The sequence below is a fragment of the Bacillus sp. RO1 genome (genome assembly GCF_012524115.1).
Classification (GTDB): Bacteria; Bacillota; Bacilli; order Bacillales; family Bacillaceae_I; genus Sutcliffiella_A.
This window is the reverse complement of record NZ_JAAZWB010000084.1, coordinates 78524-91729: the sequence shown is the minus strand read 5'-3', so window position 1 is coordinate 91729 and position 13206 is coordinate 78524. Positions and strand designations below refer to the sequence as shown.

Sequence of the window (13206 nt, the reverse complement as noted above, 5' to 3'; positions counted from 1 at the left end):
ACCAAGAATTGAGTATAGTATATGTTTGCTGATAATGTATTCTAATATATACTAGTTTAAACTGAGAAAATATATATAGGAAATTTATGATAGAGACAACAGTTTTTTAGCCTGCGCTAAGAGACTGTTTTTTTCTGCACAAAAAATGCTAGAAAATGTTACTAGCATGAGAAGAATTTGTAAGACAACGGTTATCTACTAAGCACTAGACAGTGTTAAGATAAGGAAGTTCGATAATAGATTCTGTTTTTCGACACAAAATGCATTCGAATCCTCATTAATTTGCTATCCATACATAGGAAGAGGAAATAATTATAACAGGAGTTTTCAAATGAATAAAAATAAAAGGTTTCTTGGATATTTTGTAGTTGCATTATTGTCAGTTAGTAATGCTTTTTTTCCTCACTCCACTTCAGCTGAAGAGATTGATAGTTTAAAGCAGAAAAAACAGGATGTTCAGCAAGAACGTCAGTCAATTGATAGAAGTATCGAGAACAATAATAAAAAAATTGATAGTATTATAGCTCAACAGAATGACTTGACAGCCCAAATTAAAAAGTTAGACATGGAAATATCCAATACGGATAAAGAAATAAAATCCGTAAATGGAAATATTAAAGAAACGAATGAAAATATTTTAAAGTTGACAAAAGACATAGAGGTACTGAAAGAAAAGCTGGAAAAGAGGGCAGCGTTATTAGAAGATCGGGCTCGTGCCTTTCAAACAAACGGAGGATATAATAACTATCTAGAAGTTATTTTGAATTCTGAGAACTTTGCTGACCTCATAAATCGATTAACAGCAGTAAGTACACTCGTACAGGCAGACCGCGATATAATTGACGAACAAAAGAAAGAACAGGATTCATTAACACAAAAAGAAAAAGAAGTACGGGAAGAATTAGTAAATTTGGAAACTCAAAAGAAAGAACTAGATAAGTTTATTGCAAGTTTAGGTTCACAAAAGGAACAAAAAAATGAACTTATCAACAGTCTTACAGCTCAACAGAAAAAAATAGAACAAATGCAGGTTGACCTTGAAGAAAAGAGCAATGAATTGTACGAGTTAGAGAAAGGTATTGAAGAGAGCATTATAGCTGAGCAGGAGCGATTAGTTGAATTAGCAAGGCAAAAGGAACGAGAAAGGAAAGCTGCAGAAGAACAAAAGCAAAAAGTAGCAACTTCTAAACCACAACAGGTAAATAGCCCAGTTCATATTCCTGTCAGTGAAGGAGTATGGACTGCCCCTACAAATGGGGTATTTACTACTGAATTTGGATATGATGTATTAAATGGTCAACCCCGTTACCATTATGGAATAGATATTGCTGCACCAAGAGGAACTTCAATTGTAGCTGTTGCTGATGGCTATGTAACAAATGCATCTTATAGTAGTTCTTATGGAAATTGGGTAATCATTACACATAGTGTTAATGGACAGACTTATACTTCCGTGTATGCTCATATGGATAATCTTTCTGTCAGTCAAGGACAATATGTGGAAAAAGGGGAGTATCTAGGAGGAATGGGCAACACAGGTTATTCTTTTGGAAACCACCTTCACTTCGAGCTGCATGAAGGTAATTGGAATAATGCCAAATCGAATGCGGTGAACCCGAGGAAATACATTTCTTTCTAAGTTTATGGAAGAAGTTAAAGGTTGCTTAACTGGATCTTTAATTTTTTGTGAAATATAGAATGAAATCGAGTAAGTCCATAATTTCTGCAAATTTTCTGGGTATAATAATTATATTAATTTTGGAGGAGGAAACAAAAATGAGTTGGAAAAAGCTAATATTGTTTGGTGCTCTTGCTGGATTGCTAGTATTATCTGCATGCTCGAATAACGGAAACGATACAGCTTCAAACGAAAATGAAGAGAAAAATTCAGAAGGTGAACACTCCGGAATGGACCATTCCGGAATGGATATGTCCGGTTCCGGTGAAGTCCCTGAAGGACTGGAGGAAGCAGAAAGTCCTGCATTCCCAGTTGGAAGTACAGCGGTTATTACTGAGGCTCACATGCCAGGTATGGAAGGTGCAGAAGCTACGATTGTTGGAGCATATGATACAACGGTATATACCATATCTTATGACCCAACCGATGGTGGAGAAAGAGTCGAAGATCATAAATGGATCATCCACGAAGAGATAGCGGATAGACAGGAAGAACCTTATGAAGCTGGTGCTGAAGTAAAGGTAGAAGCTGAACATATGGAAGGTATGGAGGGTGCAACTGCAGTTATTGATTCAGCGGAACAAACCACCGTTTATATGGTAGACTTCACTTTGAAAGACAGTGGAGAGGAAGTAACCAATCATAAGTGGGTAACAGAAAGTGAATTATCATCAGAAGAATAAAGCCATAAAAATAGCTTGTAGCGTTATACTACAAGCTATTTTTTATGGAAAAAGTTATTTTCTGTAATCATTAAGATAAAGAATTTTTGCATAGCCACTTTTTCTTCTGAACCAAATTAGAAAAATGGCAAGAAGAATGATTAATAAGGAAAGAATCTGGGCTGTCCTTAGGACCTCTCCTATCATAAGGCTATCTGTCCTTAAACCCTCAACAAAGAATCTTCCGAATGAGTACCAAATCAAGTAAGAGAGAAAAATTTCACCTCTTTTGATGGGGAGTCTTCTCAAAAATAACAAAACACCAAATCCAGCTAAATTCCAAAGTGATTCATACAAAAATGTGGGATGGTAGTAGGCTCCCGCAATAAACATTTGATTCGTGATGACATTAGGGAGATATAACCCCTCCAAAAAGGATCGTGAAACTTCAGTACCGTGTGCTTCTTGGTTAATAAAGTTCCCCCACCTTCCAATTGCTTGACCTAAAATGATGCTAGGGGCTGCTATATCTGCTAATTGCCAAAAGGAAACACGCTTTTTTCGGGTGTATATATAAGCAACTATGACACCTCCAAGCAGAGCACCATGTATGGCGATACCACCTTGCCATATCGCAAAGATATCTCCTGGATTATCTAAATAATAATCCAAATTGAATGCGACATAATATAATCTTGCACTGACAATTGCGATAGGAATTGCCCAAATTAGTAGATCTGAAAATATTTCCTTACTCAACCCTAATTTCTTTGCCTCTTGGGTTGCAAGGTACCAACCTAGAAGTACTCCAATCCCAATAATTATTCCGTACCAATAGATTGTAAATGGTCCAATTTCGAATGCTACTCTATCTATAGCCTGTAAAGAATTCATATCTGGAAGCTCCTATTCTATCAAGATTTAATCAATTAAGTTTAGCGAAAACTTGTCCAGAATTTGTGCATTATTTGTAACAGAAATTCAACGAATATTTATCTGCTTAAATTTATTTATAAGCAGGGTTATAATCGGGAGGTGAAATGGAATCGTGAAAATGCTTTTATACATTATTCTTATTTTTATAGCTGGTTTCATGGTAATAGATAGTCAATATAGGGAATCCATGGATGAAAAGGATAAGTTATTATCTACTATTAACATACTTAAAAATCAGGGAGTAATAATACATGAGTGGACGATTTATTCCCGTGAGGAACTTAATGTAAATAATTTGGATGTAATCAAGGAAATAGAAGCGAAGTTAAAGAAAGATTACACAAAATTCGAATGGTCCACCGACATGGAACAGGATCATCATTATTTAATTGTAGGAACTAATATGAAGAGTGACATCGAAAGGGAAAGAATAACGGTTACGGCTTATAAGGAGGATCATTCATATCAAGTAGTACAGACTTACAGTTATACAAGAGGAGGATGGTCAGAAAAGGATTATAGAAGCTTCGTTAATGATATTGAATTGAAGAACAGTATATACTTTACAGTGAAGGGAAGTTTATTAGATGTTGATATCAACTCGGATTTAAATGTAAAAGCAAATTTACTTTTGGAAAACCTATCTGCTGATAAAGTGGAAGGGCTTGAAGAAAAAAACCTTGTTTCGGTGTCAGCCTTTAACAAGGATTGGGCTTTCAGTTTACCTTCCACCAACAATAAGCGATTTAATCTTCAAGTGGCTTTAAGAAGGGAACCGTCCAATTCAAACTTACAAATTACAATCGGAATTCCTATCATTACAGAAGAATACTAGGAGAAAAATATATTTTTACATCTAGTTTTCCGCCAGACAGGCATAACCAAAGCCTCTTTCGTGGTGAAAGAGGCTTTGGTATCCTTATGAGTTGTGGTAATTTTACTCTGGTTTATTATTCGCTTCTGGATCTGGATTGAAATCAGGTTTAAAACCCTCATATTTTACTTGAGTCACCATTCCAGCTGCGGCATGGTGCAAATCATGGCAATGGAAGAGCCAGTTTCCTGGATTATCTGCTTTAAATGCGATTTCATATTCTTCACCGGGTTTTACATTGATGGTGTCTTTAATGACTGGAGATCCTTCTATTGGTTTTCCGTTTTTGCTTAGTACTTGGAAAAATTGGCCATGAAGGTGCATAGGATGGTCATCTGTGGCTGAATTGTTGACCAATTTCACTTTGACATTGTCTCCTTCTTTTACTATGATATTCTCTGTTTCAGGAAAAGTTTTTCCGTTGATGGTATACACCATCTCCTTCTTTTCCATCTCGGTATCTAAATTCATCGTGTACTCCAGATCGTACTGTTGGTTCATCTCAAAAAATCCACTTTTTGCTTCACCATAGTCATTAAAGTTAAACTCAGGTAGTTTTTCTTTTGGATTTGGCTTATCTTTGGATTCCGTATATCCTTCGTATTGTATTTTTGTTTTCATTCCTTCTGTTCCTGTCATTTCCCCATGGCATTCAAGGTACCAAACACCTGGATTGTCAGCAATGAATTCAATATCGTACCTCTCACCAGGTGCAATAGACAATAATTGATTTTCTAGTTCTTGTGGAGCGTTCAGTTCCTGACCATCAATTGCTACTACTTTAAATTGATGCCCATGAAGGTGTATTTTATGTGACATGAACCCTATGTTCGCAAGCCGTATTCGAACTTTTTCCCCTTCTTTCACTTTTAACGGCTCAATCAAATCTTCGCTTTTTCCGTTAATGGTGAAGATGTCGTAGCCGTCCATGTTATGGCCCATGCCCTCCATGGACATTGAACTGTCCTGATTTTCTTTTTCTTTATCATTCATTTTTCCATGGTCCATGTCTTCCATATCACTCATGGAAGAGCCTTTAGGGTCACTCATCCACTCGTCCAACATTAATGAGTAATCTCTGTCATATGTCTTATTAGCAGGTTCTACAATGAAAGAACCGTATAGGCCCTTATCAAGTTGATTGACACCGTCTTGATGTGTATGGTACATGTATGTCCCGGTAACTGTGGCAGTAAAGTTATAGGTAAAGGTCTCGCCAGGCTGAACAGCGTTTTGGGTCACACCGGGAATTCCATCCATTGCATTTGGGATAGGAAGGCCATGCCAATGAATGGAAACAGGATCTTTAAGTTCGTTTTTTAGATGAATTGTTATATCTTCGCCCTCCTGAACACGTATTTGAGAACCAGGAACAGAACCATTAAAGGTCCAGGCGTTTACCACTGTACTATTGTTTAATTGATGAGCTGCCTCTTTTGCAACCAATGTTATTTCATTCTCAGAGAATACTTCAGTTGAGGTAGTTTTTGTTTCAGGGAGTTTTTCTTTCTCTTGTTCAGTTGAAGAATCACTCATATTCATTTCACCATGATCCATGTTACTCATATCCGAACATGCCGCCAAAAATATTACCGTAAAAGATAGTAAAGCTATCAGCTTTAGTTTCATGATTATTCCTCCTTAAGTAGTTTCAAGGAGAATGTTATCAAAAATGATTGCAGAAATTATGGAATTCCATTATTAGAAAAAGTAACAATTTGTGACAGTCCAATAAAAAAAGTAAACAAGTTTTATTTGTTTACTTTTTTTTTGATTCTATTTCGAATGGTCCATGCAAATCCTGCTATTTGAAATAAGAAAATCAAAACAATAATGGCTATAAAAGGACCTTTCATCCAGTTAGGATTTTCCGGTTTGTGAAAATACAAAAAATAAAGAGTATGCAACAAAACCAAAAGATAAAGAGTGCTTGTTTTACTCTGTAAATAATTCCAGGCTGAATTACCTAATACTTTAATACTCAGATTGTTCGATGTAATCATTAGTATAAGGTAGTATAGCACCGCAATTATTCCGATTGCATTAGCGAGTGCGAAACCAGGATGCAATACCCATTCTTGACCAAATGGAGTGAAAATGAAAAACAATCGTGTAAAATCCCATTCAACCCATCCATCTAGAATGATAATCGTATGAATAAGCGCAAGAATTCCAGACCATACCCCTAACGATCTTCGCCATGCAACCAGCCCCTTCAAGACTGGGAGGATACGTACGATTGGCCCTATAACCATGACAAGTCCAAGCATGAATAAGGATACATCTGCGAATGCACGGTTCCAAGCATGCAGGGGAGCCCATTCATTTCTGGTTTGTACGATCAGATAACTTAGCAAAAAGGAACAGACTCCGATAACAATATGCTTACGGCTTCTATTCATTAGAGACGTTACCTTTTTCAACTAATGTATTCCAGCTTTCTCCAGTATTGTTGGACTGATAAATGTCATTATTCAAGGAGATGGCTGTTATTTCTGACCTATTCTCTGGATTAGTGGCAATGAACATAATGGGATTTTTACTGGAAATCCCTTCAGGTAGGGACAACTCGTCAGTTATTTCATTTTTAAAATTGTACTTTACTAATTTGGTTTCATTATTTTCTAGGATAAAGTAAATCAGACTGTCCTCCTGATATTCCACTGTTGTCACAGAATTTGAGCTGGTTAGCAACTTGAATTCATTACCAAAGTTAGAAGAAATAAATAATCCTTTATTGGTGGAGATAGCAACATCCTCTGAAGAAGTAGGGTGTGCAGCTATATTTCCGATGGCATTGGCAGATATTCCTTTCATGGAACTAGCTTCCCATGTTTCCCCTTGATCTACCGAATAATGAAGACCTTGTTTCAGGGAATTTTCGTGCTCATTAAAAACGTACAATGTTTGACTCTTATATCCGGCCGCAAGATAGTGGAAGTCAATTTCCCCATAAAAAGCAATTCTTTCTAAGGTAGCACCTTGATCACTACTTTTAATAAGCCCTAAGGGATTTTTTAAGTCGGAATCTAGCTCAGGGTGGCCGCTGGAAAAAAATTGCTCATCTGTTGCTTGGAATCCCATATAATCATGATTATTTTTACTAGTCTTGTACCATTTTCCTTCAGAAAAGCGTAAAAGGCCATGATGGGTTGCTAGAATTAAGTCTTTCTCATCACCCAAGTAACCAATCCCGTGGATATGATTTATGGTTTCTTCCTTTGCCTCTATAAAGTAGTCATTATTTTTATTTTGCTCTTTAGTTGAACATCCAACAACTAGCATACTTATAACTGTTATCATAATAAAATTCTTTATCTTGTTCATCTCTAAACCTCCATGGATTTACTAATTCGATTCAAATTTATCATTCCACCTATACCCAACTCCCCAAATGGTTTTTAAATGCCTGTCCACATTAAAACCAACTTGTCGCAGTTTTTCTCTAAGATTCCGAATATGGGAGTCAATGGTGCGGTTTTCCGTCTCTGCTTTCAATTCCCAAAGTGTAGAAAGTAAATGGTCCCGTGAAAAGACCTTATCCGGATACTTTAAAAATAGCTCCAGTAAGGCAAATTCTTTTGGTGTAATGGAAATAGGCTGTCCATTATATGATAATTTGTAAGAAAGAGAGTCAAGTGATAAACCTTTGAAGTGTAATGGCTTTTCCGTTGGCCCTTCTGTGGCCGATCGACGGAGCACAGCTCCAATCCTTGCTACAAGCACATCTTCATTAAATGGCTTGGAAATGTAATCGTCTGCACCGTTCTTTAAGCCCTTTATCATATCGGTGTCATCATTTCTAGCTGTGAGCATGATTATAGGTGTTTTACTAAAGTCTCGGATTGCAGCTAATGCTTCCCAACCGTCCATGGTTGGCATCATGACATCAAGAATAATGAGGTCCACTTCATGATCACTCAGAAACAGAATCCCCTCCAAAGCAGTAGTCTTTTTGATGCAGGTAAACCCGTGCGGGGTTAAATAGAGGGATAAAAGGTCTAGCATTCTTTGTTCGTCATCTATCAGTAGTATTTGTTTCATCTATTTTGCCTCCTTTAATAGAATCGATACAGTTGTACCTACACCAATTTCACTGTTCACCTTCAGCTCCCCATCATGGGCATCTACAATTTCCTTTACGATGGATAACCCAAGACCAACTCCACCTGTAAGGCGAGATCGGGATTTTTCCACTCGGAATAAGCGATCAAATATATATGGGATTTGATCATCAGGAATTCCTTTACCTTCGTCAGAGATGGAGAGTATGCAGATATTATCCTTTTTGCTTAATTCGATGGTTGTGGTCCCTCTGTCTGAATACTTCAGTGCATTGTCCAATATATTCTGTACTACTTGTTCAAATCGCAAAGGATCTATATTCACGAAGCAGTTCTGTTTGCAGTTAAACTTTAGACCAATGCCGGAATTGGAGAATACGGGATAAGTCTTCTCAAAAATAGTCTGCAAGAATTTCCCTAGTTGGATTTCTTCCTTTGCAATCGAAAAAGAATTCTGATCCATATTGGCTAATTCGAACAAATCCTCAAGTAGGTTTGATACTCGAATCGATTCTTCATGAATAATCTTCAGATATTCATTCCTTTGAGTATCCGTTAAATTATGCTTTTGACCAATATCAGCATAACCGATGATATAGGTGAGTGGAGTCCGTAGCTCATGGGATATACTTGCCAAAAATTCTTTTCGCTCCTGTTGCAAGTAGTTTAGGTTACTTGCCAATGTTTTAATGGATTTCGCCAACTCTCCAATTTCATCTTTGGATTTCACAGGAAGGGTTACCGTGAAGTCTCCTTCATTGATTCGCTTTGTTGCTTCTTTCATGGATACTAAGGGTTTGGTTAAAAGCTTCACTAAGATGAGGTTCGTAATTACCAGGAAAAATAAAATAATGATAACAGCAATCCCGAAATGGTGGTTTAAGTTGGTAATCAAGCTTTTCATTTGGTTAGTGCTTTTTAGCATAAAGACAGTTCCCCTAACCCCACTATTCGAACTGAATGGGGATGCAGTGGCTATATAGGATTGTGACTCCCAATCTGCTTCAATGATCATATCTTCATGCGTACTTGGCAAAATAATGGAGGTGATTTCGTCATTGATGGCAATGGAAGATTCGATAACATTTCCACTTTGGTCTGTTATCACCACTTCCGTATCGGTTTTCGATTCCATTAATACGATATGTTGAAGTGTATTGTCGATAAAAGATTCTTCCAGAACATCTCGATGGCTATCTCCTCTTGCCGATAATGACTTCAATTCATTATCAACGAGGGATTGAACGACATTTTGATGAAGGAAAAGCATGGAACCAGTTTCAATAATTAAAATACAAAAGAAGAACCAAAGCCCTAGCTTGGTTGAGAACTTCAAGTACATCACCTACTTTGTAATAGTTTTAGAATATCCGGAAATTATCGAGAAAGTTTGCAGATTGACAGAAAGCAACAAAAAAATTGTCATTATTAACTGAATTGGATGTATGTATTATAGGGGTAGTGAGTGGAAAAAACAAAATTAAAAACACGCCAATAAGTGGCGTGTCTTAAAAAGTACATTATGCAGTAATCATTCTTCTGCAAGCTTCTGCACATCGAAAACATGCGTCCGCACAAATTTGGCAATGTTCGTGTGTGTGTTTACTACATTCTTCTCCACAGGCAGCACAGATTTCGGCACATAATCTGCAGATTTCTTCCTTGAATGGGCTATCTGATTGAATAGCTGTCGCTGCAAGACTACAAGTATCTGCACATAAGCGATCTAGTCGGATACAGGCAGCCATCATTTTTACATCATTCTCGTTTAAACAAGCATTAAAACAAAAATTACAGGCTTCCATACAGGCCAAGCAGGCGTCCAAACATTCTTGATATTCATTTTTAATTAACAATGGAAAAACTCCTTTCAAGATTTATTAAACATTAATGGTGTACCCCTCCAGCTAACTTCCTAATACTTAAAAATAAAAATCCTTATTATCTGCACAGTATTGTAAAACTACAGCATACATGTCCCACCATCATTTGCATAGATATGTTAGAGGGGAGGGGTACGCGATGCATGTATTTTATTGGTATATTTTATTAACATTGATTATGGAAATAGGTATAATCCTAGTACTTTCAAGAATATTGAAGAAACGATTGCCTTCCATGGCGGGAATGATTTTATCCATGACTTATGCAATGACCATAAGTTTGATAGTTGGATTGACATTTGGCGTAATGTACCAAGGGGACTTATTCAGCTCCACAATAATTGCACTATTTTTAGGTATGGTTGCTGGTATACTCGCGGGTGTAGGACTCGGATTACTTACGTCTATTGAAGGAGCCATGTCAGGTTTAATGGGTGGTATGATGGGTGCTATGCTGGGAGAAATGATTTCAACTAAGGATGTATTCTTCTTGATAATCCTATTGTTAACGATAAGTGTTTGTTCGTTATTATTGTTTTTTGTGTTTTGTCAATCTAACCAAGATCAAAATAAGTTTAATAAATCGTGGTATTTAAAGCCACTTTTCTCAATGGTAGGAATTAGTGCATACCTGATTCTTGGTTTTCAATTAAGTCATGGTGCAGTAAAACCATCAGCAGATCATGGACATCAGCATCGTGCTACTGGCACAAAAGATCCAAAGGTAGTTTCTGTTCAGGCGGTAAACAATGCTTACACACCTGCATCTTTTGTGGCAAAAGTAGGAGAGGAAATCATTCTTCAATTAAACAACATGGATGGAGTGGAACATGATATAGAGATAAAAGGCTTATCAGTAAAAACAATGGAAAGTAGTCATCATAATTTAAAGGGACCTTTGCATCTGCACGCTCTTGCAAATAGTAAAAATGAGATTCGTTTCACCCCTCTTGAGATAGGGGAATATGAATTTTATTGCACGGTTCCAGGTCATAAGAAAGCTGGGATGGTAGGAAAGGTAATAGTTACAAATAAATGAATAAGTGTGTTTCTTCATAATATCTGCACATTTTTATCTTACAATTAAGATAAAAACAGTATGAAATGGTGTGGTTTAATGTACGAAATTATGAATGGGATTACAAACTCCATTACAGTCCCACTTTCGAATGTTGCGATTTCATTTAAAGAGGTTACACTTTTATATGCCTTTTTGTTAGGTATTGTGGGATCGATGGTTCCTTGCCAATTGACTGGGAATATTGGGGCAATAACCCTTTTTGGAAAAAAGTCGCTTGATAAACAAGTGGCTTGGGGGGATGTCATATTATTCACTTTAGGTAAAATTGTAGCCTTTACATCTCTTGGGCTTTTAATTTGGTTATTTGGTCGAGAAATTCAGTCTTCACTGACCCTTTATTTTCCCTGGATACGGAAATTGACTGGACCGCTGTTGATTGCGGTAGGACTATTTTTATTAGGATATCTAAAAATGAATTGGCACCTCCCTATACTCAATATTGCTGGTGAAAATATTAAATCAAAAAAATGGGGATCTTTTTTGTTAGGCTTCAGTTTTTCCTTAGGATTTTGTCCGACCATGTTCGTCCTATTCTTTTTAAGCCTTATGCCGGTTGCATTAACGGAATCATATGGTATGGTTCTTCCTTCCGTATTCGCGATAGGAACTACGGTGCCAATACTTATATTAATGTTTCTAATATGGTTTTTCGAAGCTGGTGGCATGGTAATGAAGAAAGGAAAACGTGTGGGAAGTATAATACAAAAAGTTGCCGGTGCATTTTTAGTTGTTTTAGGGATATGGGATACTTTAACTTATTGGACCATATAAATATTAAGTTTATGGTTAAGTAGAAATAATTTATAAATCGTAATGATTACTTATGGAAATACATCATTTAGAGGAGTAATGTCATGTATAAGAGAATAAAATTTTTGATGATATCTTTTATCATTATCAGTTTAATTAGTGGGTGTATTGCAGATCAATCAATAAATGAAGATAAGGAATACAAACAACTTACAATATTTACAACAATTTATCCATTAGAGTATTTTACAAAAAGGATTGGTGGCAGTTTGGTTTCCATTGAGAATATAGTACCTCCTGGCTCCGATGCACACTCCATTGATTTATCGCCTAGTGAGATGGTGAAAGTGGCAAAAGGAGATGCCTTTATTTATTCAGGTACAGGTTTAGAAGGTTTTGCCATGTCTATTATTGAATCTTTAGAGGATGAGCAGGTAATGATTGTAAATGCAACTGAAAATATTACGCTATTAAAAAGCTCAGCAAAAGATCAACATAGCGATGATGAAAAAAAACATGAAAATGAAAAGAGTGAAGTGGACCCTCATTTTTGGCTAGACCCTATACGTTCAATAGAAGTAGCTGACAATATCAAAAAATCACTAGTAGAATTATATCCAGAAGAAAAAGAGATTTTTGAGGCAAACTTTATTTCTTTGAAAAGGGATTTAGAAAAGCTGGATGCAGAATTCAATGAAATGATAAAAAGTGCCGAAAAAAAGAAATTTATTGTATCCCATTCTGCTTACGGATATTGGGAAGAAAGATATGGTCTTGAGCAAATAGGCATCAGTGGAATATCACCAAGTGATGAACCTTCACAACAACAGTTGATTGAAATCATTAACTTAATGGGAGAAGAAGGACTTACGCATTTATTCTTCGAGGAAAATTTGAACAATAAAGTTGCCAAAACTGTCCAAAATGAAACTGGAACAAGTCCGCTTTTCTTGCACAATTTAGAGTCACTTTCTGAAGACAGACGTGAAGCAAAAGAGGATTATCTTTCAATAATGAAAAATAATATTAAGGTGTTAGGTGAAGGTTTGGATTGAATAGAAGTACACAAATTTAAAATTCATATTTAAACCCGAAATAATGTTATTATGAAAATATTTCGATCAAAGCATATATAAATAACAATTAGAGAGAGAATGCATTTAATAATTAAAACTAGCAAAATGTAGATATTTACTGTCGAATGAATCTACAATTGCTAGTTTTTCATTAAATATTCAGAATTTTATGGTAATCACGAAAAAAATCTACTAGTAGGAT

At 36.2% G+C, this 13206-nt stretch carries 13 protein-coding genes; 6 read left to right on the top strand and 7 right to left on the bottom strand.

The genetic code is table 11. The features are described from left to right. Positions 1 to 331: 331 nt before the first annotated feature. Both HC179_RS15575 and HC179_RS15570 read left to right on the top strand, forming a co-directional pair. Positions 332 to 1639 (top strand): murein hydrolase activator EnvC family protein, encoded by a 1308-nt coding sequence (locus HC179_RS15575; protein WP_168865135.1) that lies wholly within the window; start codon positions 332 to 334, stop codon positions 1637 to 1639. A gap of 137 nt (positions 1640 to 1776) precedes the next feature. Continuing rightward, positions 1777 to 2361 carry a YdhK family protein gene (locus HC179_RS15570; RefSeq protein ID WP_168865134.1) on the top strand — a complete coding sequence of 195 codons (585 nt, stop codon included), beginning with the start codon at positions 1777 to 1779 and terminating at the stop codon, positions 2359 to 2361. Between the two features lie 54 nt (positions 2362 to 2415). On the opposite strand, the gene lgt is transcribed toward HC179_RS15570, so the two are convergent. Further along, positions 2416 to 3234 (bottom strand): prolipoprotein diacylglyceryl transferase, encoded by an 819-nt coding sequence (lgt, locus tag HC179_RS15565; protein WP_168865133.1) that lies wholly within the window; start codon positions 3232 to 3234, stop codon positions 2416 to 2418. Between the two features lie 160 nt (positions 3235 to 3394). On the opposite strand from lgt, the gene HC179_RS15560 reads away from it, so the two are divergent. Beyond that, positions 3395 to 4111, top strand: coding sequence for a YwmB family TATA-box binding protein (locus HC179_RS15560; protein ID WP_223493679.1), 717 nt, complete (start codon positions 3395 to 3397; stop codon positions 4109 to 4111). A 102-nt stretch (positions 4112 to 4213) separates the two neighbouring features. On the opposite strand, the gene HC179_RS15555 is transcribed toward HC179_RS15560, so the two are convergent. From HC179_RS15555 to HC179_RS15530, 6 genes are all read right to left on the bottom strand, one after another. Next, positions 4214 to 5779: a multicopper oxidase family protein gene (locus HC179_RS15555; protein ID WP_168865131.1), complete on the bottom strand. Its 1566-nt coding sequence runs from the start codon at positions 5777 to 5779 to the stop codon at positions 4214 to 4216. Between the two features lie 122 nt (positions 5780 to 5901). Next, on the bottom strand, positions 5902 to 6552 hold the full coding sequence (locus HC179_RS15550; RefSeq protein ID WP_168865130.1) for a hypothetical protein: 651 nt from the start codon (positions 6550 to 6552) through the stop codon (positions 5902 to 5904). After that, a complete protein-coding gene (locus HC179_RS15545) occupies positions 6545 to 7477 on the bottom strand; it encodes a F510_1955 family glycosylhydrolase (protein WP_168865129.1) in 933 nt (310 codons plus the stop codon). Before HC179_RS15545 ends, HC179_RS15550 begins: the two co-directional genes overlap by 8 nt. Before the next feature lie 21 nt (positions 7478 to 7498). Further along, positions 7499 to 8194 (bottom strand): response regulator transcription factor, encoded by a 696-nt coding sequence (locus HC179_RS15540; RefSeq protein WP_168865128.1) that lies wholly within the window; start codon positions 8192 to 8194, stop codon positions 7499 to 7501. Further along, positions 8195 to 9550 (bottom strand): sensor histidine kinase, encoded by a 1356-nt coding sequence (locus tag HC179_RS15535; protein WP_223490606.1) that lies wholly within the window; start codon positions 9548 to 9550, stop codon positions 8195 to 8197. A gap of 184 nt (positions 9551 to 9734) precedes the next feature. Continuing rightward, positions 9735 to 10019 (bottom strand): four-helix bundle copper-binding protein, encoded by a 285-nt coding sequence (locus HC179_RS15530; RefSeq protein WP_168865249.1) that lies wholly within the window; start codon positions 10017 to 10019, stop codon positions 9735 to 9737. 217 nt (positions 10020 to 10236) lie between these two features. On the opposite strand from HC179_RS15530, the gene HC179_RS15525 reads away from it, so the two are divergent. The 3 genes from HC179_RS15525 to HC179_RS15515 all read left to right on the top strand — a co-directional run bounded on the left by HC179_RS15525 (position 10237) and on the right by HC179_RS15515 (position 12983). Further along, positions 10237 to 11136, top strand: coding sequence for a cupredoxin domain-containing protein (locus HC179_RS15525; protein ID WP_168865126.1), 900 nt, complete (start codon positions 10237 to 10239; stop codon positions 11134 to 11136). 78 nt (positions 11137 to 11214) lie between these two features. Continuing rightward, positions 11215 to 11949 (top strand): urease accessory protein UreH domain-containing protein, encoded by a 735-nt coding sequence (locus HC179_RS15520; RefSeq protein ID WP_168865125.1) that lies wholly within the window; start codon positions 11215 to 11217, stop codon positions 11947 to 11949. A gap of 83 nt (positions 11950 to 12032) precedes the next feature. Then, the gene (locus tag HC179_RS15515) at positions 12033 to 12983 is read left to right on the top strand and encodes a metal ABC transporter solute-binding protein, Zn/Mn family (protein ID WP_168865124.1); all 951 of its coding nucleotides are present in this window, start codon (positions 12033 to 12035) and stop codon (positions 12981 to 12983) included. Positions 12984 to 13206 lie beyond the last annotated feature (223 nt).

Coding starts and splice junctions, on each gene's coding strand:
- HC179_RS15575 (WP_168865135.1), top strand. CDS start 332: ATGAATAAAAATAAAAGGTTTCTTGGATATTTTGTAGTTGCATTATTG.
- HC179_RS15570 (WP_168865134.1), top strand. CDS start 1,777: ATGAGTTGGAAAAAGCTAATATTGTTTGGTGCTCTTGCTGGATTGCTA.
- lgt (WP_168865133.1), bottom strand. CDS start 3,234: ATGAATTCTTTACAGGCTATAGATAGAGTAGCATTCGAAATTGGACCA.
- HC179_RS15560 (WP_223493679.1), top strand. CDS start 3,395: ATGCTTTTATACATTATTCTTATTTTTATAGCTGGTTTCATGGTAATA.
- HC179_RS15555 (WP_168865131.1), bottom strand. CDS start 5,779: ATGAAACTAAAGCTGATAGCTTTACTATCTTTTACGGTAATATTTTTG.
- HC179_RS15550 (WP_168865130.1), bottom strand. CDS start 6,552: ATGAATAGAAGCCGTAAGCATATTGTTATCGGAGTCTGTTCCTTTTTG.
- HC179_RS15545 (WP_168865129.1), bottom strand. CDS start 7,477: ATGAACAAGATAAAGAATTTTATTATGATAACAGTTATAAGTATGCTA.
- HC179_RS15540 (WP_168865128.1), bottom strand. CDS start 8,194: ATGAAACAAATACTACTGATAGATGACGAACAAAGAATGCTAGACCTT.
- HC179_RS15530 (WP_168865249.1), bottom strand. CDS start 10,019: ATGGAAGCCTGTAATTTTTGTTTTAATGCTTGTTTAAACGAGAATGAT.
- HC179_RS15525 (WP_168865126.1), top strand. CDS start 10,237: ATGCATGTATTTTATTGGTATATTTTATTAACATTGATTATGGAAATA.
- HC179_RS15520 (WP_168865125.1), top strand. CDS start 11,215: ATGTACGAAATTATGAATGGGATTACAAACTCCATTACAGTCCCACTT.
- HC179_RS15515 (WP_168865124.1), top strand. CDS start 12,033: ATGTATAAGAGAATAAAATTTTTGATGATATCTTTTATCATTATCAGT.